We start from the raw sequence: 25,901 nt of genomic DNA on the forward strand, positions 1-25,901 counted from the left end.
TGGCTGCCCAGCCCAGTGACCTTCCGGGCCCCCGCGCCGACGATCAAGACGTACGACCCGTACCGCGCGGAAGGAATGCTCATGACGTCCACGAAGCCCGAGTCCGAGGACCCGCACAACCAGTTCCTGGAGGGTCCTTTCGCCCCGGTCGACCAGGAAATCACTGTTCACGACCTCACGGTCACCGGAACGATCCCGCCGGAGCTGAACGGCCGGCTGCTGCGGGTCGGCCCGAACCCGATCGACCCCGAGGACCCCGTCACGTACAACTGGTTCTCCGGCAACGGCATGGTGCACGGCGTCCGGCTGCGCGAGGGCCGTGCCGAGTGGTACCGCAACCGTTTCGTGCGCGATGACCAAGTCGTGGCGAGCCGGGACTGGCCCGAGACCCCCGGTCCCCGGGAGTCCGCCCCGGGCCCGCGCTACGTGCGCAACAACCACGGCAACACCCACACCTTCGCGCAAGGCGGTCACACCTTCGCCTTCGCCGAGGGGGGCACCCTGCCCTTCGAGCTGAGCTACGAGCTCGACACGATCGCCCGCTCCAACTTCGAGGGCACCCTGAACGGCGCGTGGACCGGCCACCCGCACCGCGACCCGGTCACCGGCGAACTGCACGGCATCGCCTACCGCTGGGACTGGAACTACGCCCAGTACCTGGTCCTGGACGTCGACGGCAGGATCCGCAAGTCCGTGGACATCCCTCTCGAGGGCCGGCCGATCATCCACGACATGGCGCTCAGCACCCGCTACGCCGTCTTCTTCAACGGCTCGGTCCAGGCCCGTCCCGACCTGCTGGAGCGCGGCTACGACTTCCCCTACGCGTGGGACTTCGACCACCGCCCGGCCTGGGGACTGCTGCCCCGCGAGGGCACTTCGGACCAGGTCGTGTGGTGCGAGACCGAGCCGACCAGTGTCTTCCACATCCTCGGCGCGTTCGACCTGCCCGACGGCCGGGTCGCCGTGGACGGGATCAGCTACGAGAAGCTCTTCCAGCACGACAGCACCGGGCCCAGCGAGTCGCCCTCCCGGCTCGACCGCTACCTCCTCGACCCGGCCACCGGCCGCTGCACCGTGGAGCGCCTGAGCGACACCCAGCCGGAGATGCCGCGCCTGGACGAACGCCTGATCGGCGTCGCGGAGCACCGCTACGGCTACTTCAGCAGCCGCGACAAGGAGGCCGGCAGCATTCTGCTCAAGCAGGACCTGGCCAAGCGCACCCACGAGTCGTACGCGTACGGCCCCGGCCGCTACGGCATGGAGGCCGTCTTCGTGCCGCGCGCCGCCGACTCCGCCGAGGACGACGGCTGGCTGATGACGTACGTCTCCGACCTGGCGAACAACTGCGCCGAGGTCGTCGTCCTGCACGCGCAGGACCTGGCGGGCGGACCGGTCGCGCGTATCCACATCCCGCAGCGGGTGCCGCTGGGCTTCCACGGCAACTGGGTGCCGGACGAGGACCTCGCGTGACCTCCGAGCACGCCGAGGTGATCCGGCGGACCCCGGCGGAGGTCACCCCCGAGCTGGTCCGGCACATGTGGGCCCTGTTCGCCCCCGCGCACCAGGCCCGCGGCCACCGCGCCCCGGCCGTCGAACGCGACCTCGCGTACGGCCCCGGCCCGCGCCACCGCCTGGACGTCCACACCGGCCGGGCCCGCCGAGTCCCGGCCCCGGTGCTGGTGTTCGCGCAGGGCGGCGGCTTCGTCGCCGGGGACAAGCACACCCCCGGCACGCCCTACTACGACCACATCGGCCGCTGGGCTGTCGACCGGGGCCTCGTCGCCGTCACCGTCAACTACCGGCTGGCCCCGGAGCACACCTTCCCGGCCGGCGCCGAGGACGTGGCGGCGGCCGTCGGCTGGGTGCGGGCGAACATCGCGGCGTACGGCGGCGATCCCGGGCGGATCGTGCTGGTCGGACACTCCGCCGGCGCCGCCCATGTCGCCGGCTACCTGGCCGGGCACGGGGGCGTGCGGCCCGACGTCACGGCCGCCGCCCTGCTGTCCGGGATCTACGACCTGCGCGAGGCGGAGCACAACGAGCTGCTGAGCGCGTACTTCGGCGCGGACCCCGCCGCGTACCCGGCCCGGGAGGCGCTGCCTGCCCTGTCCAGTTGCGGGGTCCCGCTGCTGGCGGCCGTGGCGGAGTTCGATCCCCCGCTCTTCCGGGCGCAGGCCGAGGCCGTGCGGGCGGCGGCCGACGTCTTCGTACAGGTCGACGGGCACAACCACATCTCCGAGATCGTCTCGCTCGGTGTCGACGACGGCCCGCTCGGGCGGCCGCTTCTGCGGTTCGTCGAGCAGCACACCGCAAGGAGCGCCGCATGACTGACGCACAACTGCCCACGGCCCCGGTCCTGGTGGCCGGCGAGGAGCTGCCCACCGGGTACGCGCCCGTGCTGAACCCGGCCCGGGCCACCGAGACCGTCGGGATGTTCGCCCTGGGCGGCGCCCCGGAGGTCGAACTGGCCGTGTCGGCGGCCGTGTCCGCGTTCCCCGCGTGGGCGGCGCTGACCGCCGGCGAGCGGGCCGCGTATCTGCTGAAGGCGGCCGACGTCATCGAGGCCGAACTCGACGAACTCGCCGTGCTCATCACCCGCGAGACCGGCAAGGTCCTGCACGACGCGCACGGCGACGCGGTGGGGGCGCCCAAGCTGCTGCGGGAATTCGCCGCCCTGGCCGACGACGTCACCGCCGCCTCCGAGCGCCCGGCGGCGCTGCCGAGGCCGGGCCGCGCGGTGACGCGGTACGTGCCGATGGGCCCGGTCGGGGTCATCGCGCCGTGGAACACGCCGGTCTTCCTCGCCTTCAACTCCATCGCCCCGGCGCTCGTCGCGGGCGACACCGTGGTCGTCAAGCCGCCCGAGGAGGCCCCGCTGGCGCTGAGCCGGGCCGTGGCGCTGCTCGCGGACACGCTGCCGCCCGGGGTCGTCGGCAGCGTCCCGGGCCTGGGCACCCAGGCGGGCGCCGCGCTCGCCGCCCACCCGGCGATCCGCCGCATGATCTTCACCGGCTCGGTCGCCACCGGCACGGCGGTCATGCGGGCCGCCGCGCCGACCCTGAAGAGCCTCACCATGGAGCTCGGCGGCAACGACGCGGCGCTCGTGCTGCACGACGCCGCGATCGACGACGTCATGCTGCGCGAGATGGTCGCCGGTGTCTTCGGCGCCAGCGGCCAGATCTGCTACAACATCAAACGCATCTACGTCCACTCCAGCCGCTTCCCCGAATTCACCGCCCGTTTCACGGAGTTGGCGTCCCGTATCCGGGTGGGCGACGGCATGGACGCCCGCGCGACCTTCGGTCCCGTCACCACGCGCGCCCAGTACGACCGCGTGCTCGCCCTGCGGGCGCAGACCGAGGCGGCGGGCGCCGAGGTGACCACGGTCGGCGAGAAGCTGGACCCCGAGGGCTGGGAGGACGGCTACTTCATCCTCCCCAGCATCGTGACCGGCGCCGCCCCCGACTCCCCCGTCGTCGCCGAGGAACAGTTCGGCCCGATCGTCCCGATCCTGCCCTTCGACGACGAGGAGGAGGCCGTACGCCTGGCCAACGCCACCGAGTTCGGCCTCGCCGCCTCCGTCTGGTCCACGGACACCGGCCGCGCCTGGAGCCTGGCGCGCCGGCTGGAGGCGGGCAGCGTCTTCGTCAACGTGCACCGGGTGGGGGCCTCGCCGGCGTCGGTGCCGTTCGGGGGGTTCAAGCACAGCGGGATCGGGCGTACCCATGGCCTGTACTCGGTGTTCGACTGCATGGAGTTGCAGGCGGTCGTGGAGTACGAGGACCCGTCCCTGCTGCCGGGGACCGGTCACTGGAACGCTCTGCTGGAGGCGCGCGACAGCTGACAGGCGCGGACCTTGCCCCGAAGAATGGCCGATCATGCCGCTGGAACAGCGGGTTCACCCTGGTAGGAAGATCAAGGAAAGGCCGCAGCACTCCTGCGCCAAGGTGACACGAAAGGCTGACAACGGGGCATGACCGCTACTTCCTTCGACCCCTACGCACTGCTCGCGAAGAGCGAGATCGGTGTACTCGCGACCATCAAGGCGGACGGGCGCCCGCAGCTCTCCCCCGTCCAGCCGTTCTACGACGAGTCGGCGGGCGTGATCCATGTGTCCACCGGCGCGGGCGTCGCCAAGGTGGCGAACCTGCGCCGGGACGCCCGCGCCACCCTGGAGGTGACCGCCCCCGACGGCATGTCCTGGGCCACCGCCGAGGGCATCGCCACGCTCACCGGCCCCGGCACCGACCCCGACGGCCCCGAGGTGGAGGCCCTGGTGAACTACTACCGCCTCGCCGCCGGGGAGCATCCGGACTGGGAGGAGTACCGGGCGGTGATGGTGTCCGATCGGCGGGTGCTCATCACTATGACGGTTGATCGTGTTTATGGGGCGGATATCAGCTGAGGGCGACCGTCCTCAGTCTCGGTGCCCGCCCGCAAGCGGATCCCCGGCCCCCCGGACCACCTTGGCGATCCAGGCCATAGCCTCCGGCACGTCATAGTTCCCGGCGTGCGGCTGGTTCCAGGCCAGTTGGTAGTCGACCTCCTTGACCTGCCGGTCCGCCGTGAGCGCGCGGTCGAGGTTGAGGGAGACGGTGAACGCGGTGTCGCGGTCGCGGGTGCCGTTGCGGATGTACCAGTAGGGGGCGGTGTCGGCGCTGGTGCCGATGAAGTCCATCGGGTTGACGAGGTGGACCTGTTCGGCGACGGTCGTGCCGCGCTGCTTGGTGTACTGGGCCCAGGTCAGACCGGTGTCGTCGAGACCGCTGCCGTCGCCGGGGACGTTGTTGTGGTCCCAGCTGTACTCGGTGAAGTTCATGTACTTCTGCGTGTACGGGCCGAAGAGGTTGGTCTCGGCGGTGCTGGTGGTGTTCCCGTTGACGCCCACCGCGTCGAAGGCGGGGGTGGGCTTGAGGGTGGCCTGGGTGGCGACGAACGCGAGGTACTTCGCCATGTCGAGCGAGACCACCTTGCCGGTGGCGCCGTCGACGTCGATCCAGTCGTTCACGTAGGACTGCGTCGTGGTGCCTCCGGGCCCGCCGGACTGGACGACGAAGTCGGCGCCGAGCGCGGGGATCGTGTGGGCGGGGTCCGCCCGCAGGTAGGTCTCCGCCGACCGGACGACCTCTTTCCTGATCGTCTCCAGCATGGTGGCGGCGGTGAGCGCGGAGCCGTCGGCGTCGCGCAGCCCGAGGCTCTTCTCGTACGCGGGGAACTGGGCGGCGAGCGCGGCGGCGTCGGCGGGCGAGGGGTTCGTGCCGGTGGCGGCGCGGGTGCCGAGGGCGTTGTAGAGCCACTCGTAGGCCTTGTCCGCGTTGCCGAGGTCGGTGATCGGGCAGTACTCGCTGACGGCGAAGACGTCGTCGCGCAGGGTGCTGCGGCCCTTGGCGTCGATGCCCGCCGCGCCGATCGCGGCGAGGTAGGGGGTGTACTCGGCGCTGTTGCCGGACGCGCCCAGGGCCGACGCCAGGGCGCCGCCGCCGCTGGTGCCGTTGACGACGATCCGCTCGGCGCTGCCCGGCATGACGGCGTCGTTGAGGCGCAGGTAGCGGACGGCGGCCTTGGCGTCGACCACCGCCGCGGGGGCCTTGCCGGGCGAGTCTCCGGCGGCGCCGACCAGTCCGCGGCTGCGGCTGGCGACGTCCACGAAGACGTACCCGGCCTTCAGCGCCGCGCCGACGTTGCTGGTCGAGGTGTCGTAGGAGGCGCCGTCGGTCACGCTCGCCTTGACGTAACTGGCCATCCAGCCCGCGTTGTTGACCGCGAAGTAGATGGGGGCGCGCTGGTCGGTGAACGCGCTCTCGGGCACGAACACGTTCATGCTCTGGTATCCGCAGGCGGGGTTGGGGATCGTGGCGGTGCCGCCGCCGGGGCCCGCGGGCTGCTGGGGGGCCGCGGCGACGGGGCTGGCTACGTAGCAGATCTCCTTGTACCAGCGCACGTTCATGGGGCGGCCGTCCACGGTGACCGAGATCGTCGTGTAGGCGGCCGGGTCGAAGGCGCGGCTGCCGGCGGCCGGGGCCGCGACCGCGGGGGCGGGGACCGTACTGGCCGCCAGGGCGAGCGAGCCTGCTAACGCCACGCCGTTCAGAAGGCTGGCCGGGGACCATCGCATGGGGGGGGCTCCTGTTCGCTGGGGGGCGGGGTGTGAGGCACGCTACAAGATTGTCAACAAAATGCACAGCAATATTGCAGACATTCAAGTTGCTGGGCCGCCGCCTTAAGCTCGGCACCGTGCACGAACTGGAAGTCTTCGCAGGCGCGCCGCGAGGGGACGAGGGGAGCCTGGACCTGCTGCGGCGGGACGCCCAAGTGCTCTGCGTGGCACGGCAGTTGTCGGCAGTGCTGCACGTGGGCCCGGGAAGCGACGGCGGACAGCGGGCGGTCCTGACCGTGGTCGGCCCGACGGGCGGCGGCGTCGTATCTCTCCTGCCGCTCCACACCCCGACGGCCGCACCGTACGCGCCACTCCCGAGCAGTTCGGGGCACACGTACGGCTCCTGCCGCCGGAGCACAATCCGCTGTGGGCTGGCGTGGTCGGGTCTGCTCGGGCACCTGTGACAGAGCGCCTGGGAGATCATCCAGTACATGGATGACGCGTTCACACTCCTCCGGCAGGCCGTCGAGCTGCTGCCCGAGGACGCCGTGGCAGAGAGCGACGTGCGCAGGGACATCCGGCTCCAGGAGTGGGAGAGGGCGCTCGATGTGCTCGTCGGGATCGCGGATGTCCGGCCGGTGCCCCTCGTCTTCTGGGAGAAGCTCGCCGAAGCCGCCCGGCAGATGATGCTCGACCGCAGCAGCCGTTGGTGCGAGTGGCGGGGATGGGAAGCCCGGCACGGCACGATCCGTGCGGCCTTGACCCTTCTGGGCGCCGACGCGAGCGGACGTCAGAGTGCCTTCCCCGGAGACGGCCGGCTCAGGCCCCTGTGGGGCATCGGTCATCGCCCCGCGGCTGGACAGCAAGGTCTGAACATCGCGCGGCTCTGGGTGGAGTCCGCGCCGCGACTCGGCCCGGGAGAGACAGCCCGCGTCCGCCTGGCCCCCCTGCGGCCCGAGCAGTGGCGGCACCTGAAGCCCGGTGACGTGATCACGATGTACGAGGCCCGGCCCGCCGCCGGCACCGCCGAGATCATCGAGATCCGGCCGCCGCACGCCTGAGGCCGCGAGGTCGCGTATACCGGCAGGCTTCCGCCCGGCGCCCCTGGCCGTCGTCATGTCAGTGGGCTCTGACAGCATCACGGCCATGTCCGATATCGACGACCTCGTGCGCCGCGTCGCCATCCGGGCCGCGTCGGACAGCGAGGACCTCCCCGGGCCTGTCGACGCCGCCCATCTCGCGGAGGCCGAGAGGCAACTGGGCATCACGCTGCACCCCCTGCTCGCGCGCCTGTACCGCGAGGTCGCCGACGGCGGCTTCGGCCCTGACTATCGGCTGCTGCCGCTGCTCGGTCCGGGCTCCAGTGTCGTCGGCGAATACCTGACGCGCCGTGAGGCGTCCGCCGCAGCGGAGCACCCGGAGTGGCCCGAAGGCGTCGTACCGATCCTGACCTGGGGCTGTGCCATGTACGCGGGCGTCGATTGCCGTAGCGAGGCCGGCCAGGTCCTGCTCTTCGAGCCGAACCCGTACAGCGGCGGATCGTGGGAGGGGTGCTGGTTCCTCGACGCCACCGGCCTCGTGGCGTGGCTGGAGACATGGCTGGCGGGGACGGGCTGGTTCGAGGAGGGGGCCTTCGACGGGGACGACCTGGCCGAGCCGCAGCCATGGGCCCAGGCCGCGAGCCGGCTGTCCTCCGGGGCATAGCGGGCGCCCGCGTTCCGTCGTCCCGGACCCAGGTTCACGCGGCCGTTCCCAGGACGAGCCGGGCGTGGCGTTCGAAGGCCCGTACGGCCGGTTCGTCGCTGTGGGGGGCCAGGCGGGCGCGGAAGTCGCGCAGGGCTTGGACGGAGCGTTCGGAGTGCACGCCGCCGAGCTGGTCGAGGGCGAGGTGCGCGGTGGCGAGGGCTTCGTCGAGGCGGTGCTGCTGGAGCTGGGCGGTGACCAGGACGGAGCGGCTGATGGCCTGGCGGCGGCCACGGTCGGCGTTGGCCCGGACGGAGGCGGCGGCGAGGCGTTCGGCGGCGCGGGGGCTGCTCAGGTCGCGCTGGCACAGGGCGGCCTCGGCCTCGAGGTAGTGGTGGTCGAGGAACCGTACCCAGGCGGCTTCGTGGGCGGCGCCGACGCTGGTGTCGGCGGCGTGCTCGGCGTGGCGGAGCGCGGCGGTGGCCTCGCGGGTGTGGTGGAGGGCCGCGTGGCCGCGGGCGGCCATGGCGTGCAGGCGCATCTGGCCGAGCGGGCTTCCGGCGCGGCGGGCGGTGGCGAGCCCGGCGCGGGCGAGGGCGATGCCCTCGCCCGGGTGTCCGAGGCCGGTGGCGAGGTGGGAGAGGCCGGCGAGGATCTGGCCGCCGAGGACGCGGTCGCCGCCTTCGGCGCACAGGCGCAGGGCCTGGGTCATGTAGCGCTGGGCGAGGCCGTACTCGGCGGCGTCGTAGGAGCACCAGCCGGCCATGGCCGCGAGACCCCTATCCCCCTACTGGCCGGATCAGGGGGCAGGAGCACCAGCCGGCCATGGCCGCGAGCCTGGCGGCGGCGGTGAACAAGGGGCGGCGCTCGGTGTCAGGCGTGCGGCGGCGCTGGAGGAGGGGGACGACTCCGGTGGTGAGGTACTGGATGATGCCGACGCGGACACCGGCGCCGCCGAAGCGGTTGTCCATCTCGTCGAACGTGGCGATCATCGCGTGGACGTGTCCCACGGGCCCGGAGCCGGCCGCGGCGGCGAGGGTGCGGGCGCGGTCGTCCTCCAGCAGCCAGAGCAGCCAGTGGCGTTGCGGGCCGAGCAGGCTCGCGGAGGTGAAGGGGACGTCGCCCAGGAGGCTGCGGCGGGAGATGTCCAGTGAGCCGAGTTCGGCGACGGTGTGCAGGGTGTCGGCGACGTCGTCGTCGAAGAGGGCGGAGCGGGCGGCGAGCGGCTGTCGGGGATTGCCGGGGTAGCCGAGTTCGGCGGGGGTGACGGCGCGGCCGACGAGTTCGGAGAGGGCCTCGGCGATGAACTGCGGCGTCTGGTCGCGGGGTTGCTTGCCCTGGATCCAGCGGGTCACGGAGGCCTTGGTGTAGCGGGTGGTGATCTGCTGCCGGCCCGCGAGTTCGTTGACTCGGGCGGCGAGGCGGGCGTGGGAGCAGCCGGCCTGTTCGATCGTTTCCCGTAACGGAACGTTGTCTCTCGGATGCTGTCCGGTGTGCTTGCTCATGAACGGATGGTGCCCTTTCCCCGCCGGTTCGTCCTCCCGTCGAGCCGGACCGTCCCGGGTGTGTGCGACCCGCGTGCTCGCGGACAACCCCGGTGCGCACTCCTGCGGTGGGTACGGACGGCCGCAGACTGCGCCTGTGCGCCCGCGCCTCCGGTGGCCGCCGGGGCCGGACGTCCTGAGAGGAGCTGCGGTGACCGCCCCCTTGGTGATCTTGGACTGTTACACGGTCGAGCCCAGTGGTCTGGGCGTGCCGCCGTATCTGTCGGCCTATGTGCGGCAGGCGTATGCGGCGCTGCGCCGGTCCCGCCCGGGCGCTGAGGTCCGGTACGTGACGATCGACGACGTGCGCTGGTGTCTGGCCGGCGGTGGAGCCGCCGCTGAGCGACCGGTGGACCTACTCGGCGACGGTGAACCGGGACAAGGCCGTCGAGCTGCTGCGGGACGCCGAGGCCGTGGTGGTCGTGGCCGGGGACAAGGTGCCCTCGGTGCACCTGCACGCGGTCAACGGCTCGCCCGAGGACATCGCCCGCGCCCTGGCCCGTGTCCGCGGGCGCCGCTGTCTGCTGGGCCCGATGGCCACGTGGGCGCTGGCCGAACCCGGCCCGTGGGCGGGGCTGTTCGACGCCGTGCACACCCACACGCTCACCTCCGGCACGCTCGCGCTGGGCAGCCGGGCCCCCGCGCCGTACGAGCGGCTGCGGCAGGACCGGGACGGGTTCGGCGGGCTGATCGAGCAGCTGCCGTGGCGGCCGGTCGCGGAGCTGGAGCTGTACCGGGGCTGCACCCGCAAGGCGTTCTGCCGGTTCTGCAACGAACCGGGCAAGGCGCCGGCGGTCGCGCACCGCGATGTCGAGGACGTCCTCGACGAGGCCGAGCAGCTGTACGCGGCCGGGGTGCGGCACTTCCGGCTCGGGCAGCAGACCTGTTTCTTCTCCTATCAGGGGCGCGACGAGAAGGCGATCGAGGCACTGCTGGCCGGGATCCGTCAGCGGTGTCCGGAGCTGGAGATGCTGCACATCGACAACGCCGACCCGCTGGCGGTGGCCGCTCCCGTGGGCCGGCGGATCGCCGCGCTGGTCGCCGGGTGGTGCACCGAGGGCAATTGCGCGCCGATGGGGATCGAGTCCTTCGACCCGGCCGTGATCGAGCGCAACACGCTCACCTGCACCGAGGAGATCCTGCTGCGGGCGGTGGAGCACGTGAACGAGGCGGGCGCCGCCCGCGGGCCGGGCGGGCTGCCCCGGCTCCTGCCCGGACTGAACCTGGTCTACGGGCTGCCCGGGGAGTCCCACGCCACGCACCTGGCGAACCTCACCGCCCTGAAGCGGATCCTCGACGCCGGCTTTCTGTGCCACCGCACCAACGTGCGTCTGGCCCGCGCGTTCCCCGGCACCCCGCTGGCGGACGAGGAGGCGGAGAGGGACGGGCTGCCGTCCAAGGAGCACTTCGCGACGTGGAAGGCGGACCTCGACGCCCTGTGGGACCGGCCGATGAAGCAGCGGGTCTACCCGGCCGGTCTCGAGATCCCCGGCGTGCACAGCTACTTCGTCGACGAGCGGGGCACCTGGTTCCGCCGCCTGGGCTCCTACGCGATCCAGATCGTCGACGCCGATGCCCGGGTCCCGGTCGGGACGCCGGCGGACATCACCGTCACCGGGCACGCCCCGCGCGTCATCCACGGCACCCACCGTGTCCGCTGACGCGACGGCACGGCGGCATGTGGGGGTGCTGCTGCCGTGGGCCAACCAGGCGGTCGAGGAGGAGTTGCCGCAACTCGGCGAGCGGGGCACGGTGTTCCACTACGCTCGGCTCGTGCCGGCCTCCCGCACCACCGCTGTCGACGACGCGTTCTGGCACGGGCTGCGGGCCTCGGCCACCGGCGCGGTGGACTCGCTGCGCCACCTCCCGCTCGAGGCGACCGTGCTGGCGTGCACGTCCGCCGGGTTCACCGGCGGTCCCGCGCTGCCGGACGGTGTGCTCACCGCGTTCGACGCGCTCACCGCGCTGCTGCGGCGCCGCGCCCTGACCCGGATCGTGCCGGCCACGCCCTATCCGCAGGCGGTGACCCGCGCCGAGGCCGACGCCCTGGGCGAGCGCGGCATCCAGGTCGCGGCGCACGTCAGCCTCGGCCGCACGGACGGCTACCCGGACATCCCCGCCGCGCAGGTCCTCGACCTGTGCGCCCGGCTGCCCGCAGGCGCCTTCACCGGCGCCGACGCGCTCGTCCTGTCCTGCACCGGCTGGCGCACCCTGGCCGCCCTGCCCCTCCTTCAGGCCCGCCACGGCATCCCGGCGGTCTCCTCCAACCTCGCCCTCGCCGCCCTCACCCCGGTCCCCGTCCCAGGAGCAACGCCATGACCGCCAAGTCCCCGACGAGACCCGGCAAGCGCGCCGACGACCGGGTCCTGGCGCTCGTGACGCACGCGGCCGGGCTCGCCGACGTCCGCGCCGAGGTGGAGGCCAACCACGACACCAACCGCTGGTGGCCGCCCTCGATCACCGACCCGCGGCTGCGGATGCTCGCCGCGGGATGGTCGGCCCGCGTCGGCTACCGCATGATCGACACCTACGCCGGCGTCCTCGCCCGCGCCGACACGCTCGGCTTCGACGCCCTGGCCGACCTCGACGACGACCAGGTCCGCGAACTCGCCGCCCCGATCGGACTTCCCCGGGCCCGCCTGTCCTACCTCCGCTCCCTCGCCGACACGCTCACCCGCTGGGACAAGGACGGCACCGACCCGGACGCCTGGGACACCGGGCAGTTCGTCACCGCCTTCGCCCGCGACGTGCTCGGCGCCTCCTACAAGGTCGCCCAGTGCGCCGCCCTGTACGTCCGCGGCTACCACTGCGGCGTCATCCCCGTCGACTCCGGCATGGTCACCAAGCTCGCCCCCGCCCTCGGCTTCACCCTGCCGGCCGGCCCGGCCGCCCACGAGCACCTGCGTGCCCTGCTCGAACACGCCGTCGCCCGCCACGCCGAGCCACTGCGCGCCGTCGCCGACGGCTGCGCGGTCACCCTCCCGGCCGGGGCCGCACCGACCTGGTTCACGCACCTGACGCTGATCTACTTCAAGCGCCTCTACCTCAACCGGCCGCCCGCGCGCCTGTGCCGGCGCCGCCCGCTGTGCCCCGCCGTGACCGGCTGCGCCCACACCACGACCTGACCGCACCAGGGGGCGGTATGCAGCGCATCATCGTGATCGGCAACATCTCCCTCGACCGCGTCCACCGCCCCGGGCACCGGGTGGCCCACCAGCTCGGCGGGGCCGCCCTGCACGTGTCCGCCGCGGCGGCCCGCGCCGGCCTGCCCGCCGCCCCGGCCGCGGTCGTCGGCCACGACCTCGCCGATCTCACGGCCGACGTCCGGCTGCCGGCGCTGGACTGGTCCCTCGTGCACCATGCCCACGGCTCCTCGGCCGCGTTCACCATCCACTACGACCAGGCGGGCACCGTCAGCGCCGTCGGCAGCGACATGTCCGTCGCCGCCCGCCTCACCCGCCACGCCCTGCGCCTGATCGCCACACACCCCGGGGCCGTGTTCCACGTCTGCTGCCGCCGCCCTCTCGACGTCCCCGCCGTCCTCGCCGCGCTCACCCGGCACGGCTGCGCGTTCAGCGTGGACTTCCACCTCCCCAGCGCCCCGCAGCTCGTTCCGGCCGCCGCTCCCTGGCTCCCCCTGGCCACCGGCGTCTTCGTCAACGCCGAGGAGCACGCCGTCCTCGAGGCCGCCAGGACCGGTCCGCTGCGTGAGCTGGTCGTCACCGACGGCCCCCGCCCCGCCCGCGTCCTCCTGAACGGCCGCCCCCTGCCGCCCGTCGCCCCGCTCCCCGTCGCGGCCGTCCGGCAGATCACCGGCGCCGGCGACACCGTGGCCGGCACCTACCTCGCCCACCGCGCCCACGGCACTCCCCCGGCCCGCGCCCTGACCTCGGCCGTCCGGGCCGCCGGCCGCCACCTCACCCGCGCGCCCCTGTTCCTTCCCGCCCCACGCCGCGCCCCGTCCTGACCGGCACAAGGAGGCCCCGGTGTACTACGTCGCCCACCGTCTCTTCGCCGCCCACGACCGTGCCCTCGCCGCCGGACTGGCCCATCGGCTCGCCCTCGAGCTCGGCCGGGAGCAGGTCTTCCTCCCTTTCTGCGACACCGACGAGGAAACCCTCACCGCCGACGTCAAAGGCCGCAGGCTCTTCGAACTCGACCGCGACCGGCTTTGCCGCCTGACCGCCCTCATCGCCCTCGTCCACGGACCCGGCCCCGACGACGGCGTGTGCATGGAGATCGGCTACGCCGCGGCCCTCGGTACGCCCGTGATCCTGATGACCACCGACTTCCAGGACTACTCCCCCACCCGCGACGGACCGCACACCGTCTTCCCCGACCCCCTCCTCGACGCCCTCGCCACCCGCATCGTCCGCGTCCCCCGCCTGGGCCCGTCCCCGAACACCCCCGGGCCCACCCGCTACGCCGACTTCGCCGCCCGCAACCACGCCCAGGTCCACCAGGCCGTCGCCGCCTGTCTCGAAGCCGCTCTCCACCTCCCCGATCCGACCCCACCGGTGCGCACCGCCCCGACCGCCGCGACGGTGTACGCCGAGCCCTCCCCCTACACCCCGGTCTCCTCCAGATGGCCGACCAGGACCGGGTGCGCCGGCATCACCGTCCGGCGCCCGGACCGCTTCACGGCGGCCGACCCCGTGGGGGCCGCGGCCGCCGACTGGGCCTGCGCCCTGAACTCGGAGCGTCTCCTGGCCGACGTCCGCGGCCCGGAGACACCGCCCGGTGCCGCCCTGCTGATCGGTGCCGCCTGTGCCACCGGCCTGCCGGTGGCCGCCTACCTGCCCCGCAGCACCTTCACCCACGCCGCCGGCCGCGAGCCCAACCACCGCAACCTGATGATCCAGTACGGCGTCGACCGCACACTCCACACCCAGCAGGAGGTGACCGCGTGGCTGCGCGGATGACCGTCGAAGAGATCGCCTCCCACCGCACCGTCGTCCTGGAAGGCGGCGACGGTGTCGGCAAGAGCACCCTCGCCCGCGCCCTCGTCACCGGACACGGCTTCGTCCGCGTCCACTCCCCCCGCACCCCCGACCACCAGGACCTCGTCAGCCGCTACCGAGACCTCCTCGCCCGCCCCGGCCGGCTCGTGCTGGACCGCAGCTTCCTCAGCGAACTCGTCTACGGCCCCCTCTACCGCGGCCGCTCCCGCATCTCGTGGAGCCAGGCGCTCGACCTCGCGGAACTCGTCACCGACCGCGACGGCGTCTTCCTCCATCTCGTCGCCCCCGCGGCGACCGTCCATGAACGGCTCAAGAACCGTGACGGACAGGCGCCCCCGACGCGGGAGATATCCGCCCTCGCCGACGCCTACACACGTACGTTCCGTGCCCTCGGCGACCACACGCCCGTCCTGACGTACGACACCGTCTCGAACATGACCCGCCCCACCGGCTGAACCCCGCCCTTTCGCTCACATCAGGCCCCCGTGTCTCGCTAGGGTTCCCCACAAGTCGCGCGGCACTGTCAAGGGGACCCATCGTGGACATCACCGAAGCCCAGAAGCTGGCCTGGGAGAACAAGCTCGCCAAGGGCTTCAACACCCAAGACGTCGCACTCGAGTTCGGGCTCCTCAACGCCGAGGTGGGCGAGGCGTTCACAGCCTGGCGCAAAGGCCTGCCCGACGCCGGCGAGGAGCTCGCCGACGTGTTCCTGTACCTCGTCGCCCTCGCCCAGATGCAGAACGTCGACCTGGCCCAGGAGGTCGCCCGCAAGATCGAGAAGAACAGCCGTCGCGCTTACGCCCCCGGGGCCAACGGCACGCTCCAGCGGGTCAAGGGGTAGTCCCCACCACGATCCTCCCCACCTCCCACCCACTCCCCGCCCTCCCCCCAGGCGTCACCGCCCCCAACACACTCGCATGCCGAGCCCCCGTACTGACCGCCACCGTCCCCGGCATCCCATGCGCCGTCAGAAAGCCAAGAACGGCAAAGGCATACGCCTCCTTCGCCGCAGCCGGCAGCCCCAGTTCGTCGGAGGTCCGCAGCTCAACACCCGGAAGCTCAGCGGCAAGCAGCGCCATGAGGACCGGATTGCGGGTACCCCCACCCGACGCGATGACCTCCGTCGCCCCCACCGACCGCACCGCCTCCCCCACCGTGCGGGCCGTGAGCAGGGCGAGGGTCGCGAGGACATCCTCGGCCGGCAAGGGCCGCACACCAGCCAGCGCCTCCCGGAGATACCCGAGGTGAAAGAGCTCCTTGCCGGTCGTCTTCGGCGCGGGCAGCGCATAGTACGGCTCACTCAACAGCCGCTCCAGCAAAGGCCCGTGGACGGTCCCGCAGGCCGCGAGGGCGCCGTCGGCGTCGTACGGCGGACGCCCGGCGGCGAACTCGTGGGCCGCCGCGTCGAGCAGGGCGCACGCCGGGCCCGTGTCGAACGCCGTGCCGTCGGGTGCCGTGAGGTTGCCGATGCCGCCGAGGTTGAGCGCGACCGGTGTGCCCGGACGGCCGCGCAGCCAGAGGGTGTCGAACAGGCTGACCAGCGGGGCGCCCTGGCCTCCGGCGGCGATGTCGCGGGGCCGGAAGTCGGCGACCACGGGTAGCCCGGTCGCCTCCGCGATCCAGGCCGGCTGGCCCAGTTGCAGGGTGCCGTGCGCCGTGCCGTCCGTCACCCAGTGGTAGCAGGTCTGCCCGTGCGAGGCCACCAACTCGGCCTGCCCGTCGCAGAGTTCGGCGTTCGCACGGACGGCCGCCGCGGCGAACGCCTGCCCGATCCAGGTGTCCAGCCGGCACACCTCGGCCAGCGTGGTGGCCGCCGGCGGCAACGCCGCCACGAGCGCCTCCCGCAGCACGTCGCCGTACCTCTCGCTCACCATTCCGAGCGGCTTGAGTACGAGGCTGTCACCGTCGAGGGTCAGCTCGGCCGCCGCCGCGTCGATCGCGTCGTACGACGTCCCGGACATCAGCCCGATCACCCGCATCCGTCCGACTCCCCTTTTCTGTACGGTTCTTGGCGAGCGCCAGCGCGCTCACGGCGCAGGCCGCCGCCGCGTAGTACGCGGGGATGTCCGCGTTGCCGGTGCGCGCGACGCTCTGCGTGATGATGAGTCCGGCGCAGCCCGAGAAGACGGCATTGGACAGGGCGTAGGCGAGTCCGAGGCCCGTGCAGCGCACGCTCGTCGGGAACAGCTCGGAGAGCATCGCCGGTCCCGGCCCCGCCATCAGCCCCACCACCGCGCCCGCCCCGAACACCCCCGCGCCCTTCACGACATCCGAAGTCCCGCTGTCCTGAAGGAGGTTGAGCAGCGGCACGGACAGCACGACGACCAGCACGGCCCCCGTCAGCATCACCGGCCGCCGCCCCACCCGGTCGCTCAGCCACCCCGCCGGCAGGACGGTCACCGCGAACCCCGCATTGGCCACGACCGTCGCCAGCAGCGCCTGCCGGAAACTCGCACCGAGCGTGCTCTGTAGATACGACGGCAGCACGACGAGAAAGGTGTACCCGGCGGCCGACCACCCCATCACCCGCCCGGCGCCCAGCACGATCGCCACACGGACCTCACCCGCCGGCACCTGTACGGTCGCTGCACGGACCTCGCCCGCCGGCACCCGTACGATCGCCGCACCGACCCCTCCCGCCGGCACCCGCCGCGCCAACTCCCCCTGGAACGACGGCGTCTCCTCCAGCCGCAGCCTCAGCCACAGCGCGCCGAGCCCCATCGGCAGCGCCAGCAGGAACGGCAACCGCCAGCCCCAGTCGGCGAGTTGGGCCGGTTCCAGGACGGTCGCCAGCAGCGCCGCGACCCCCGCTCCGCCGAGCAGCCCGAGCGCCACCGTGAACGACTGCCACGCCCCGTACAACCCGCGCCGTCCCGGCGGCGCGAACTCCGTCAGCACCGACACCGCGCCCCCGAACTCCCCACCTGCGGACAGCCCTTGAACAACCCTCAGAAACGTGAGCAGCCAGGGCGCGAGGGCGCCGGCGGTCGCGTACGTCGGCAGCGCCCCGATCAGCGTCGTCGCCCCGCTCATCAGCGCGATCACCACGATCAGCACCGGCCGCCGCCCCACCCGGTCACCGAGCCGCCCGAACAGCGCGGCGCCGACCGGCCGGAAGAAGAACGCCAGCGCGAACGAGGCGTACGTCCGCACCAGCCCCTCGGCGCCGCCGCTGCCGTCCGGGGTGAAGAACCGCTCCGCGATCACCGTCGCGAAGTAGCCGTAGACACCGAACTCGTACCACTCGATGAAATTCCCCACCGACCCCGCGACAAGAGCCCGCACCGCGGGCTTGCCCGGGACCGGCCGACCGGGAAACGTCTTCATGTCACCTGTATCGGCAGCCCCGCGCGATTTCGTTACGGGAGCAAGGCGCCTACGCCGTGCCCAACCCCGCCCACCCCCGACTCATCGCCAGCACCGCATCCCGCCGCCTCAACGCCCCCACCGGAGACGCCCCGCCCGGATCCGCGCTGCCGTGGATCCAGGTGGGACCGGCGCCGAGGTTGCTCAGGGCCGACTCCGCGACGTCCTCCGGGGCCGCGAGTTCGCCGGCCGTGGTGCCCTGTTCCTCCAGTGTGCGCCGCAGGGACGGGGTGTCGGTGCGGCCCAGTACCAACGCCAGGACGTCCACGCCGAGTTGGCGCCACTCCACCCACAGGCTCTCGGCGAGGACGAGGTCGAACGCCTTGGTCGCTCCGTAGGCGGCGAGGGTGGCGCCGCCCGCCCAGGCGGCGCCGGACGTCACGAGCACCATGCCGCCGCGGCCGCGCGCCGTCATCGGGGCGCCGAAGCGGTGGGCCGCCTCCAGCACCGCGGTGCAGTTGCGCCGGACCAGCTGGAGATGGGCGTCGAGGTCCTTGTCGAGGAACGGGACGCCGGCGTCGTCGGCGCCCGCGTTGAACACCAGCAGGCCGACCTCGAGGTCGGAGGTGGCCTGCGCGAGCAGGGACAGGGCGTCGGGGAGGCTGAGGTCGAGCGCGACGGTGCGGACCTCGACGCCGTGCTCCGCCCGGATGCGGTCGGCGGCCTCCTCCAGCACCGCGACGCGGCGCGCCACGAGGACGACGTTGACGCCCTCGGCGGCGATCTTGTGCGCGAACGCGCTGCCGACGCCGTCGGAACCGCCGGCGATGACGCTCCACGGTCCGTACTTGCCGGCGAATGCTGTTGCCACTTGATTCTCCTTGACTTGCCTGGCGGATTCGGTGATGCGCCCGGTCACCAGGTCACGGGCAGTTCGTACACCCCGTAGACCGACCCGTCGTGCTTGAACGGCAGCTTGTCCAGATCGGCGGCCAGCCGCAGGGTGGGGATGCGGCGGTAGAGGGTGCTGTAGACGACCTGGAGCTCCATGCGGGCCAGGGGCTGGCCGAGGCACTGGTGGACGCCGAAGCCGAAGGCGACATGGCGGCGGGCGTCGCGCCGGATGTCGAGGCGGTCGGGGTCGGCGAAGGCCTCGGGGTCGCGGTTGGCGATGTCGTTGGGCAGGATGATGCCCTCGCCGGCGCGGATGACCTCCCCGGCGAACTCGATGTCCTCCAGCGCCACGCGCCGGCGCCCGCTGTGCGGGATGTTGAGGTAGCGCAGCAGTTCCTCGACCGCCGAGGCGACCAGCTCAGGGCTGTCGCCGTCGCGCAACTGGGCGAGCTGCTCGGGGTGCTGGAGCAGCGCGAGGGTGCCGAGCGCGATCATGTTCGCGGTGGTCTCGTGCCCGGCGATCAGCAGCAGGACGCCCATCTGCGCGGCCTCGGCGCGGGTGAGTTCGCCGCTTCGGACCCGTCCGACCAGTCCGGACAGCAGGTCGTCGGCGGGGTCGGCCATCTTCTTGCCGACCAGGTCGTCGAGGTAGGCGTACAGCCGCTCCTGCGCCGCCGCGCGCTCCTCGGCCGGCAGGCTCCAGCGGATGAGCTTCTTGCTGTTCTCCTGGAAGAAGTCGTGCTCGGTGTACGGCACTCCGAGCAGCTCGCAGATCACCAGCGAGGGCACGGGCAGGGCGAACGCCTCCACCAGGTCCACCGGTTTCGGCCCGGCCAGCAGCTCGTCGATCAGGTCGTCCACGATCCGCTGGACGGCCGGCCGCATCGCCTCCATCCGCCGGATGGCGAACGGCGCGGTCACCATCCGGCGCATCCGGGCGTGTTCGGGGTCGTCCATGAGGATGAAGCTGCTCGAACCGCCCAGCCGCATCGGGGCCTGGAGCGGATAGCCGGGGCGGGTGTTGTCGGCGCTGATCCTCGGGTCGCCCAGCAGGGTGCGCTGGTCGGCGTACCGGGTCACCAGCCAGGGGGTGCTGCCGTCCCACAGCCGGACCCGCGCCAGCCGGGCCTCCTGCTGCTTGGCGCGCAGTCCCGGCGGCGGGTCGAAGGGGCAGCGCGCCGCCCTGGCCATCGGGAACGCGGGGATCTCGGCCCGGTCCGCGGCGGCGGGGTTCAGGGTGCTGGTCATCGTCGTGTCCTCACTTCACAGTCGTCAGTGCTGCGCAACGATCGGCCGGTTCACCCTTCCAGGAACTTTCCCACTGTGCAAGTTTTCCCAACGGGAACCAAATCTCTGGTCTACGCTCACAGGGATGATCACGAGCCTGCGCGACCGCAAGAAGGCGGCGACCCGGGAGGCGCTGCACGCGGCGGCCGTACGCCTGGCCGCCGAGAACGGTGTCGAGAGCCTGACGGTGGAGGCGATCGCCGACGCCGCCGGGGTGTCCCGGCGTACCTTCTCCAACTACTTCGCCAGCAAGGAACAGGCGCTGCTGCACCGGGACAGGACCCGCGTGGCCCTGCTGTCCGGCCTGGTCCGCTCCGCCCCCGCGCACGAACCCCTCTCCGCCGCCCTCACCCGGGCCGTCGAACAGCTCGTCACCGAGCACACGGCCGCCCCCGAGCAGGAGGCGCGGTACGAGGATCTGCGGCTGCACCCCGCGCTGCTCACCGAACTCGTCGCCACCTACGTCGCCGTGGAGCAGGACCTCGCCGACGCCATCGCCGAACGGCTTCCCCCCACCGACGTCCCCCTGCGCGCGCCGGTCCTCGCCGCCGCCTTCCTCACGGTTCTCCGGGTCACCAGGCAGCGGGTGATCAGCGAGGGCGAACTCGATCCGGTGGAGTTCGTCCAGCAGGCCATGGCTACGGTGCGGGAGGGGTTCCGCTAGCCGCCGCACTCCCCGCCAGCCGCCGCGCCCTCCGCCGGACTCCCCCGCTGACCCGCCCGCCGCGCCCCCGCGCTACCCCTCTTAACTCCGGGCCCCCGGAAGAAGTTCCCCGCACACCTGCGCCAACGCCTCCCCCACGAACTCCCCCTTCCCCCGGTCCGGCCGACTCAGCGACTCCTGCCGGAGCACCCGGATCACCGCCAGGAAAGTCGCCGCCACCAGCCGCGCCCGCAAAGCACCCCCCTCCCCCGGAGCGAGTCGGCGCTCGACGACCACCGCGAGATCCTGCTCCACCGCGGCGTGCAGAGCCGCCTGTTCGGCGCGCAGCGCGGGATGCAGGCACAGCTCCCCGTACCGCGCGTCGGCGTCGGGGTCGGTGGCGTACTCGGCGACGAGCCCGTCCACCGCGCGGGTCAGCGCGGTGAGCAGGTCCTCCGTGCCGGGGCGGGCGCCGACGAGCTCGACCAGGCGGGTCACCCGCGCCCGGTCCCGGTACAGCAGCGCCTGTTCCTTGCCCTCGAAGTAGTTGGAGAAGGTCCGCCGGGAAACCGAGGTCGCCTCGGCGATCGCCTCCACGGTGACGTTCTCGACCCCGCGCTCGAAGGCCAGCCGCACGGCGGCGTCGTGCAGCGCGAGACGGGTCGCCGCCTTCTTGCGCTCACGCAGACCAGGGATCACCGCACGAGAATACGCCGGGGCCCACCTGTACCCCACCGATCAGCCCCGCCCCGCCAACCACCGGCACGCGTTGGCGAACAACGGCTGATACCCCTTCCAGTCCAGGAACTCCTGCGGACACCAGTGCGGCGCGATGTCCGAGGCCCACGCGAGCGTCCGCCCCTCCCCCACCTCCCGCACCGCCAGCAGCGGATCCCCGCCGACCCGGGCGATGACATGGGCGTCGGGCTTGACCCCGAACCGGTTGTAGCCGAGCAGCGCCGGCCACTCCCCCGGCACCCCGGCGACGATCTCGTGCGCCCCGTCGGCGAGTTCGGGCACCGCCCCCTCAGGGGTCTCGACCCGGTCGTCGTAGGGAGCGATCACGCTGGGCAGGACGTCGTCGACGGGCGTGCGGTGGTAGAACGCCTTCCCCTCGAACCCCTGGAAGCTCAGATATCCGCCGGCCATGGCCAGGCCGCCGCCCGCGCGGGTCCAGTCGGCCAGGACCTTGAGGCGGTTGGGGCGGGAGCGGCCGTCCAGCCAGGTGTCGGGGTGCAGCAGGAGGCTGTTGGCGCCGATGTCGGAGAGGACGACCACGTCGTACGCCGCCAGTTCGGCGGCCGACTCGGGGAAGTGTCCTGGGACCTCGTGGGCGGGCAGGTAGGTCACCTCGATGCCGGCCGCCGTCAGCGCGTCGCGCAGCGGGTCGATGCCGGTGTGGAACGTGACCGAGGTGAAGGCGTCGAACCCCTTGTAGTGGGTCGCCTCGCTCACCCAGGACTCGCCTGCGACGAGGACGCGGAGTGCGCGGTTCATGGACGGGCTCCTTTCGCCGCGGCCTCGAAGACGGCCGCGGGGTTGTGCGCGAGCAGCCGCCGGACGTCCGCCGCGGTGAGTCCGTGGCGGCGCAGGCGGGGGGAGAAACTGGTGATGAGGTGGTCGTAGCCGTAGCCGCCGTAGCGGGTCAGCATGGTCTTGAGGAAGACGTCGCCGGAGAGCAGCAGCCGGTCGCGGTGGCCTGCGGCGACCAGCGCGGCGATCGCGCGGGCGCTGTCCTCGTCGGCCGGCGACTGGGCGTCCTGGTCGGCGAAGTAGAACTCCAGGCCGACCATGTCGTACTCCAGCCAGGCGCCCCGTTCGGCGAGGGCGTGCTGGTAATCGGGGTCGCCGAGGCTGGGGTTAAGGTGGCACAGGACGGTCGCGCCGAGGTCGCCGTCCTCCTCGGCGACCACGTCCAGGACGCGGTGGCCGTGGCGCTCCCAGCCGGGCAGGTGCACCGACAGGGGGACGCCGGTGCGGCGCTGGGCGCGGGCGGCGCCGCGCAGGACCTTCTCCTCGGCCGGGGTGAAGGCGGCGGAGATCCCGATCTCGCCGATGAGTCCGGCCCGGACGCCGCCCTCGGCCCCGTCGCGCACCTCGCTCTCGAGGTGCGCGGCGATGTCTTCGGCCGTCATGCCGCGCAGTGCGGCGGGGTGGCTGGGCTCCAGGTAGAAGCCACAGCCCATCACGATGTTGAGGCCGGTGCGGCGGGCGATCTCGGCGAGTCCGGCCGGGTCGCGGCCGATGCCGGAGCAGGTCTGCTCGACGATCGTGCGCCCGCCGGCGGCGGCGAACCGGGCGGCCTCCTCGGCCGCGAGGTCCACGTCGGCGAGCCGGATGTTGTCGCGGGACAGGAAGGGGTCGTTGCGCAGCCGGCCCAAGTAGGCCATGTCCAGCGGCCGTTCGGCGATCTCCCGGCCCTCGGCGTCGTCGGGGGCGGGCGGGTGCCAGCACGCGGAGCAGTCGTTGAGGAGGTGCTCGTGCATCAGGGTCACCCCGAGCGCGGCGGAGTCCACCGGGCCGAGGACGGTCTGTACGGCGGTCATGACTTGGCCGTGGAGAAGCGGGTGAACAGGCGGGTGTTGGCGAGGACGGCCGCGAGCAGGATGGCGCCCTGCACGATCTGGACGTAGAACGGGTTGACGTGGCTGAGGTCGAGGCCGTTCTCGATGAAACCAAGGGTGAGCACACCCAGTACGGTCCCGAGCACGCTGCCCCGGCCGCCGAAGAGGCTGGTGCCGCCGAGCACGACGGCGGTGATGACGGTGAGTTCGAAGCCGACTCCCTGGTTGGAGGAGCCGCTGCCGAGCCGGGTCGCGACCAGGACGCCCGCGAGGGAGGCGGCCACCCCGGAGATCAGATAGACCCACAGTCCGACCAGCCGGACGTTGACGCCCGCGCGGCGCAGCGACTCGCGGTTGCTGCCGAGTCCGACGACGTACTGCCCGAACGGGGTCTTGGCGTAGCCGATCCAGCCGGCGACCGCCGCGGCCACGGCGAGGACGGCCGCGACCGGGACGCCCCCGATCAGCCCCTGCCCGAGGAAGCCGACCCAGCTGTTCTCCGGGATGGAGAGGGAGTAGCCGTTCGTGGAGCGCAGCGCGGTGCCGCGGATGATGCCGAGGGTGGCCAGGGTGACGATGAAGGCGGGGATGCCCTGGTAGCAGGAGAGCCAGCCGTTGAGTACGCCGGTCAGGGCGCCGAGCGCGAGGACGGCGAGGAAGGCGAGGGTGGGGCTGGTGCCGTGCTCGATGAGGATGGCGAGCAGGGAGCCGCTGAGGGCGAGCACCGAGCCGACGGACAGGTCGATGCCGGCGGTGGTGATGACGAAGGTCATCGCGACGGCGACGATCAGCGCGGGGCCGTTCTGGCGCAGCACGTTGAGGAAGTTGTCGGTGCTGAGGAAGGTGTCGGCGGTCAGCGAGAAGACCGCGAGGACGGCCAGCAGCATGCCGCCGATGGCGACGGTCTGGATGTGGGTGCCGAGATAGGCGTGGGTGCGGGCGGAGCGGGTGGTGACGACCCGTTCGCCGCGCACCGCGCTCTGGCTGCTCATGCCGCCTCCGTCGGGTGGCCTTCGCCGACGATCTCGGCGACGAGTTCTTCCAGGGACGTGCTGCGGGCGTCGAGGTCGCGGCGCACGGTGCCCTCGTACATGACGGTCAGCCGGTCGCAGACCCGGAACAGGTCCTGGAGCCGGTGGGTGATGAGGATGACGCTGACGCCGCGGGCGGAGACGGTGCGGATGAGTTCCAGGACCGTCTCGACCTCGGTGACGGCGAGCGCGGCGGTCGGCTCGTCCAGGATGAGCACCTGCGGCTCGAAGGAGACCGCGCGGGCGATGGCGACCGCCTGCCGCTGCCCGCCGGAGAGGTTGCGGACGGCGACGTCGGTGAGCGGGATGCGGATGCGCAGCGCGTCGAGGTGTTCGCGGGCCTCGGCGTGCATGCGTTTCTTGTCGAGGAACAGGCCGCCGGCGGTGCGGGGTTCGCGGCCGAGGAAGAGGTTGGCGGCGACGTCGAGGTCGTCGCACAGGGCGAGGTCCTGGTAGACCATGCCGATGCCGGCGTCCCGGGCCTCCTTCGGCGTGCTGAAGGCGACGGCCCGGCCGTTGACGCGGATCTCCCCGGTGTCGGGGATCACCGCCCCGGAGAGGATCTTCATCGAGGTCGACTTGCCGGCCGCGTTGTCGCCGACCAGCCCGACGACCTCGCCGGGACGGACGCGGATGGTCACCCCGCGCAGCGCGTCGATCATGCCGTAGCGCTTGCGTACGCCGATCATCTCGGCGCGGTACTCGGGCAAAGCGGTCTGCGTGCTCATGTCCGCGGCCCTCACTTGAAGACGGAGCGGTAGGGGCCGACGTTCTTCTCGGTGACGATGGTCACCGGCACGTCGATCTTCTTGGCCACGGTCTCCCCCTTGGCCAGGGCCACGGCGGCCTCGACGGCCTTGCCGCCCTCGGTCTTGGGGTCCTGCTGGACGACGCCGGCGACGAACCCGGCGTCGATGCCGTCGATGGCCTGCTTGGTGAGGTCCCAGCCGAAGACCTTGACGCGGCCCTGCGCACCGGCGCTCTTGACGGCGGCGACGGTGCCGAGGAGCGCGGGCTCGCCGGTGGCGTACACGGTGTTCATGCTCTTCTCGGCGGTGAGCAGGTTCTCGGCGGCGGTGGCCGCGCCCTCCTGGGTGTTCTTGCCGTCGACGGTTTGCAGGACGCTGGCGCCCTTCGCCTTCACGGTGGCGACGAAGTTGTCCTTGCGCAGGTTCTGGATGTACGAGTTGAGGGCGCCGACGACGCCGATCTTCGCGGTGATCCTGCCCGCGCTGTCGTAGTCGTCGACGAACGCGCCGATCAGCTTGCCGGCGGCCGCGTTGTCGACGCCTACCTGCACGTCGACGGACGGGTCGTCGATGATGCCGTCGACGGCGATCACCTTCACCCCGGCCTTGGCGGCGGCCCTGAGAGCGGGCTTGATGCCGTTGACGTCGATGGCCTCGACGATGACGGCGTCGTAGCCCTGCTGGACGAAGTTCTGGACGGCCTGGTTCTGCTGGACGGCGTCGTCGTTGGCGTTGAACACCGTCAGGTCGGCGCCGGTCTTCTCGGCCGCGGCCTTGGCGCCGTCGTTCATCTGGTTGAAGAAGATGGCCTGCTGGTTGACCTGGACCAGGCCGATGCGGACCTTGCCGCCGGAGGCCGCGGGCTTGGCCTTGGCGGTGGTGGAGTCGCCCTCGCGGGAGCAGCCGGCGGTGACGCCGAGGGCGAGGGCGGCGGTGAGGGTGGCGACGGAGATTCTGCGCAGAGCTGTGCTGGGCATGGGGTTCCTCTCGGGCGGGAGAGCTGTGGAGAGAGGCTCGGCGACCCCGGGGGCGTCGTCGCCACCGTCGGGTAATCGATTGCCGAGGTGCGGTGAATGTAGAAGGAAGAAATCCGGACAGTCAAGAGATTTCTGCCAAATGAATCCGCGTGGTAGGAAGGGCGC

Annotated in this window: 28 protein-coding genes; 15 read left to right on the plus strand and 13 right to left on the minus strand. The window is 72.4% G+C overall.

Translation table 11 applies throughout. The features are described from left to right. The first annotated feature begins 81 nt into the window (after positions 1–81). The 4 genes from ACYUD3_RS18740 to ACYUD3_RS18755 all read left to right on the plus strand — a co-directional run bounded on the left by ACYUD3_RS18740 (position 82) and on the right by ACYUD3_RS18755 (position 4,405). On the plus strand, positions 82–1,470 hold the full coding sequence (locus ACYUD3_RS18740; protein ID WP_470971156.1) for a carotenoid oxygenase family protein: 1,389 nt from the start codon (positions 82–84) through the stop codon (positions 1,468–1,470). Next, positions 1,467–2,327, plus strand: a complete 861-nt coding sequence (locus ACYUD3_RS18745) for an alpha/beta hydrolase (RefSeq protein WP_470971158.1) — start codon at positions 1,467–1,469, stop codon at positions 2,325–2,327. The genes ACYUD3_RS18740 and ACYUD3_RS18745 overlap by 4 nt, the downstream gene beginning before the upstream one ends. Continuing rightward, a complete protein-coding gene (locus ACYUD3_RS18750; RefSeq protein ID WP_470971161.1) occupies positions 2,324–3,844 on the plus strand; it encodes an aldehyde dehydrogenase family protein in 1,521 nt (506 codons plus the stop codon). The genes ACYUD3_RS18745 and ACYUD3_RS18750 overlap by 4 nt, the downstream gene beginning before the upstream one ends. 129 nt (positions 3,845–3,973) lie before the next feature. Further along, positions 3,974–4,405, plus strand: a complete 432-nt coding sequence (locus ACYUD3_RS18755; RefSeq protein WP_470971163.1) for a PPOX class F420-dependent oxidoreductase — start codon at positions 3,974–3,976, stop codon at positions 4,403–4,405. A 12-nt stretch (positions 4,406–4,417) separates the two neighbouring features. Here ACYUD3_RS18755 and ACYUD3_RS18760 read toward each other — a convergent pair whose 3' ends face one another. Then, positions 4,418–6,082: a subtype B tannase gene (locus ACYUD3_RS18760; protein WP_470971166.1), complete on the minus strand. Its 1,665-nt coding sequence runs from the start codon at positions 6,080–6,082 to the stop codon at positions 4,418–4,420. Between the two features lie 152 nt (positions 6,083–6,234). Here ACYUD3_RS18760 and ACYUD3_RS18765 point away from each other — a divergent pair, with 152 nt between their 5' ends. The 3 genes from ACYUD3_RS18765 to ACYUD3_RS18775 all read left to right on the plus strand — a co-directional run bounded on the left by ACYUD3_RS18765 (position 6,235) and on the right by ACYUD3_RS18775 (position 7,801). Then, the gene (locus ACYUD3_RS18765) at positions 6,235–6,561 is read left to right on the plus strand and encodes a hypothetical protein (RefSeq protein WP_470971168.1); all 327 of its coding nucleotides are present in this window, start codon (positions 6,235–6,237) and stop codon (positions 6,559–6,561) included. A 27-nt stretch (positions 6,562–6,588) separates the two neighbouring features. Further along, positions 6,589–7,158, plus strand: a complete 570-nt coding sequence (locus ACYUD3_RS18770; RefSeq protein WP_470971171.1) for a hypothetical protein — start codon at positions 6,589–6,591, stop codon at positions 7,156–7,158. An 85-nt stretch (positions 7,159–7,243) separates the two neighbouring features. After that, positions 7,244–7,801 carry an SMI1/KNR4 family protein gene (locus ACYUD3_RS18775; RefSeq protein WP_470971173.1) on the plus strand — a complete coding sequence of 186 codons (558 nt, stop codon included), beginning with the start codon at positions 7,244–7,246 and terminating at the stop codon, positions 7,799–7,801. 34 nt (positions 7,802–7,835) lie between these two features. Here ACYUD3_RS18775 and ACYUD3_RS18780 read toward each other — a convergent pair whose 3' ends face one another. Next, positions 7,836–8,546: a hypothetical protein gene (locus ACYUD3_RS18780; protein WP_470971176.1), complete on the minus strand. Its 711-nt coding sequence runs from the start codon at positions 8,544–8,546 to the stop codon at positions 7,836–7,838. 13 nt (positions 8,547–8,559) lie between these two features. Beyond that, entirely contained in the window at positions 8,560–9,285 is a 726-nt protein-coding gene (locus ACYUD3_RS18785) for a hypothetical protein (protein ID WP_470971178.1), read from the minus strand. Positions 9,286–9,650: 365 nt separating this feature from the next. Between ACYUD3_RS18785 and ACYUD3_RS18790 the strand changes: the two genes are divergently transcribed. The 7 genes from ACYUD3_RS18790 (at position 9,651) to ACYUD3_RS18820 (ending at position 15,126) form a co-directional block, all read left to right on the plus strand. Further along, on the plus strand, positions 9,651–10,985 hold the full coding sequence (locus ACYUD3_RS18790) for a radical SAM protein (RefSeq protein WP_470971181.1): 1,335 nt from the start codon (positions 9,651–9,653) through the stop codon (positions 10,983–10,985). Further along, positions 10,975–11,643, plus strand: a complete 669-nt coding sequence (locus tag ACYUD3_RS18795; protein WP_470971183.1) for an aspartate racemase/maleate isomerase family protein — start codon at positions 10,975–10,977, stop codon at positions 11,641–11,643. The genes ACYUD3_RS18790 and ACYUD3_RS18795 overlap by 11 nt, the downstream gene beginning before the upstream one ends. Beyond that, entirely contained in the window at positions 11,640–12,449 is an 810-nt protein-coding gene (locus ACYUD3_RS18800; protein ID WP_470971186.1) for a hypothetical protein, read from the plus strand. Before ACYUD3_RS18795 ends, ACYUD3_RS18800 begins: the two co-directional genes overlap by 4 nt. Before the next feature lie 17 nt (positions 12,450–12,466). Further along, positions 12,467–13,291 (plus strand): PfkB family carbohydrate kinase, encoded by an 825-nt coding sequence (locus ACYUD3_RS18805; RefSeq protein WP_470971189.1) that lies wholly within the window; start codon positions 12,467–12,469, stop codon positions 13,289–13,291. A gap of 19 nt (positions 13,292–13,310) precedes the next feature. Continuing rightward, positions 13,311–14,246 carry a nucleoside 2-deoxyribosyltransferase gene (locus ACYUD3_RS18810; protein WP_470971191.1) on the plus strand — a complete coding sequence of 312 codons (936 nt, stop codon included), beginning with the start codon at positions 13,311–13,313 and terminating at the stop codon, positions 14,244–14,246. Beyond that, a complete protein-coding gene (locus tag ACYUD3_RS18815; RefSeq protein ID WP_470971194.1) occupies positions 14,231–14,740 on the plus strand; it encodes a nucleoside/nucleotide kinase family protein in 510 nt (169 codons plus the stop codon). Before ACYUD3_RS18810 ends, ACYUD3_RS18815 begins: the two co-directional genes overlap by 16 nt. Before the next feature lie 83 nt (positions 14,741–14,823). Then, a complete protein-coding gene (locus ACYUD3_RS18820) occupies positions 14,824–15,126 on the plus strand; it encodes a MazG nucleotide pyrophosphohydrolase domain-containing protein (RefSeq protein ID WP_470971197.1) in 303 nt (100 codons plus the stop codon). On the opposite strand, the gene ACYUD3_RS18825 is transcribed toward ACYUD3_RS18820, so the two are convergent. Genes ACYUD3_RS18825 through ACYUD3_RS18840 form a run of 4 tightly spaced genes read right to left on the minus strand, consistent with a single transcriptional unit; the run spans position 15,116 to position 19,733 of the window. After that, a complete protein-coding gene (locus ACYUD3_RS18825) occupies positions 15,116–16,264 on the minus strand; it encodes an anhydro-N-acetylmuramic acid kinase (protein WP_470971199.1) in 1,149 nt (382 codons plus the stop codon). The two genes, ACYUD3_RS18820 and ACYUD3_RS18825, sit on opposite strands and share 11 nt — an antisense overlap. After that, the gene (locus ACYUD3_RS18830; protein WP_470971202.1) at positions 16,185–17,612 is read right to left on the minus strand and encodes an MFS transporter; all 1,428 of its coding nucleotides are present in this window, start codon (positions 17,610–17,612) and stop codon (positions 16,185–16,187) included. Before ACYUD3_RS18830 ends, ACYUD3_RS18825 begins: the two co-directional genes overlap by 80 nt. A gap of 49 nt (positions 17,613–17,661) precedes the next feature. Then, positions 17,662–18,462 (minus strand): SDR family NAD(P)-dependent oxidoreductase, encoded by an 801-nt coding sequence (locus ACYUD3_RS18835; protein ID WP_470971203.1) that lies wholly within the window; start codon positions 18,460–18,462, stop codon positions 17,662–17,664. A gap of 44 nt (positions 18,463–18,506) precedes the next feature. Further along, entirely contained in the window at positions 18,507–19,733 is a 1,227-nt protein-coding gene (locus ACYUD3_RS18840) for a cytochrome P450 (protein WP_470971206.1), read from the minus strand. A gap of 124 nt (positions 19,734–19,857) precedes the next feature. Here ACYUD3_RS18840 and ACYUD3_RS18845 point away from each other — a divergent pair, with 124 nt between their 5' ends. Continuing rightward, entirely contained in the window at positions 19,858–20,436 is a 579-nt protein-coding gene (locus tag ACYUD3_RS18845; protein ID WP_470971209.1) for a TetR/AcrR family transcriptional regulator, read from the plus strand. Between the two features lie 81 nt (positions 20,437–20,517). Here ACYUD3_RS18845 and ACYUD3_RS18850 read toward each other — a convergent pair whose 3' ends face one another. Genes ACYUD3_RS18850 through ACYUD3_RS18875 form a run of 6 tightly spaced genes read right to left on the minus strand, consistent with a single transcriptional unit; the run spans position 20,518 to position 25,736 of the window. Then, the gene (locus tag ACYUD3_RS18850) at positions 20,518–21,114 is read right to left on the minus strand and encodes a TetR/AcrR family transcriptional regulator (protein WP_470971212.1); all 597 of its coding nucleotides are present in this window, start codon (positions 21,112–21,114) and stop codon (positions 20,518–20,520) included. 39 nt (positions 21,115–21,153) lie between these two features. Continuing rightward, positions 21,154–21,912, minus strand: a complete 759-nt coding sequence (locus ACYUD3_RS18855; RefSeq protein WP_470971215.1) for a glutamine amidotransferase — start codon at positions 21,910–21,912, stop codon at positions 21,154–21,156. Continuing rightward, positions 21,909–22,961, minus strand: coding sequence for a phosphotriesterase family protein (locus tag ACYUD3_RS18860; RefSeq protein ID WP_470971217.1), 1,053 nt, complete (start codon positions 22,959–22,961; stop codon positions 21,909–21,911). The genes ACYUD3_RS18855 and ACYUD3_RS18860 overlap by 4 nt, the downstream gene beginning before the upstream one ends. Then, positions 22,958–23,971, minus strand: coding sequence for an ABC transporter permease (locus ACYUD3_RS18865; protein WP_470971220.1), 1,014 nt, complete (start codon positions 23,969–23,971; stop codon positions 22,958–22,960). Before ACYUD3_RS18865 ends, ACYUD3_RS18860 begins: the two co-directional genes overlap by 4 nt. Next, a complete protein-coding gene (locus ACYUD3_RS18870) occupies positions 23,968–24,738 on the minus strand; it encodes an ATP-binding cassette domain-containing protein (protein WP_470971222.1) in 771 nt (256 codons plus the stop codon). Before ACYUD3_RS18870 ends, ACYUD3_RS18865 begins: the two co-directional genes overlap by 4 nt. 11 nt (positions 24,739–24,749) lie before the next feature. Continuing rightward, positions 24,750–25,736, minus strand: coding sequence for a substrate-binding domain-containing protein (locus ACYUD3_RS18875; RefSeq protein WP_470971225.1), 987 nt, complete (start codon positions 25,734–25,736; stop codon positions 24,750–24,752). Between the last annotated feature and the right edge of the window lie 165 nt (positions 25,737–25,901).

Source organism: Streptomyces sp. AMJ-169, from assembly GCF_055597585.1.

Bases quoted from the DNA above. Each gene is read 5' to 3' on its own strand.
- ACYUD3_RS18870 (WP_470971222.1), bottom strand. From the start codon at position 24,738: ATGAGCACGCAGACCGCTTTGCCCGAGTACCGCGCCGAGATGATCGGC.
- ACYUD3_RS18770 (WP_470971171.1), top strand. From the start codon at position 6,589: ATGGATGACGCGTTCACACTCCTCCGGCAGGCCGTCGAGCTGCTGCCC.
- ACYUD3_RS18800 (WP_470971186.1), top strand. From the start codon at position 11,640: ATGACCGCCAAGTCCCCGACGAGACCCGGCAAGCGCGCCGACGACCGG.
- ACYUD3_RS18855 (WP_470971215.1), bottom strand. From the start codon at position 21,912: ATGAACCGCGCACTCCGCGTCCTCGTCGCAGGCGAGTCCTGGGTGAGC.
- ACYUD3_RS18740 (WP_470971156.1), top strand. From the start codon at position 82: ATGACGTCCACGAAGCCCGAGTCCGAGGACCCGCACAACCAGTTCCTG.
- ACYUD3_RS18875 (WP_470971225.1), bottom strand. From the start codon at position 25,736: ATGCCCAGCACAGCTCTGCGCAGAATCTCCGTCGCCACCCTCACCGCC.
- ACYUD3_RS18840 (WP_470971206.1), bottom strand. From the start codon at position 19,733: ATGACCAGCACCCTGAACCCCGCCGCCGCGGACCGGGCCGAGATCCCC.
- ACYUD3_RS18825 (WP_470971199.1), bottom strand. From the start codon at position 16,264: ATGCGGGTGATCGGGCTGATGTCCGGGACGTCGTACGACGCGATCGAC.
- ACYUD3_RS18750 (WP_470971161.1), top strand. From the start codon at position 2,324: ATGACTGACGCACAACTGCCCACGGCCCCGGTCCTGGTGGCCGGCGAG.
- ACYUD3_RS18830 (WP_470971202.1), bottom strand. From the start codon at position 17,612: ATGAAGACGTTTCCCGGTCGGCCGGTCCCGGGCAAGCCCGCGGTGCGG.
- ACYUD3_RS18780 (WP_470971176.1), bottom strand. From the start codon at position 8,546: ATGGCCGGCTGGTGCTCCTACGACGCCGCCGAGTACGGCCTCGCCCAG.
- ACYUD3_RS18860 (WP_470971217.1), bottom strand. From the start codon at position 22,961: ATGACCGCCGTACAGACCGTCCTCGGCCCGGTGGACTCCGCCGCGCTC.
- ACYUD3_RS18805 (WP_470971189.1), top strand. From the start codon at position 12,467: ATGCAGCGCATCATCGTGATCGGCAACATCTCCCTCGACCGCGTCCAC.
- ACYUD3_RS18845 (WP_470971209.1), top strand. From the start codon at position 19,858: ATGATCACGAGCCTGCGCGACCGCAAGAAGGCGGCGACCCGGGAGGCG.
- ACYUD3_RS18785 (WP_470971178.1), bottom strand. From the start codon at position 9,285: ATGAGCAAGCACACCGGACAGCATCCGAGAGACAACGTTCCGTTACGG.
- ACYUD3_RS18755 (WP_470971163.1), top strand. From the start codon at position 3,974: ATGACCGCTACTTCCTTCGACCCCTACGCACTGCTCGCGAAGAGCGAG.
- ACYUD3_RS18775 (WP_470971173.1), top strand. From the start codon at position 7,244: ATGTCCGATATCGACGACCTCGTGCGCCGCGTCGCCATCCGGGCCGCG.
- ACYUD3_RS18865 (WP_470971220.1), bottom strand. From the start codon at position 23,971: ATGAGCAGCCAGAGCGCGGTGCGCGGCGAACGGGTCGTCACCACCCGC.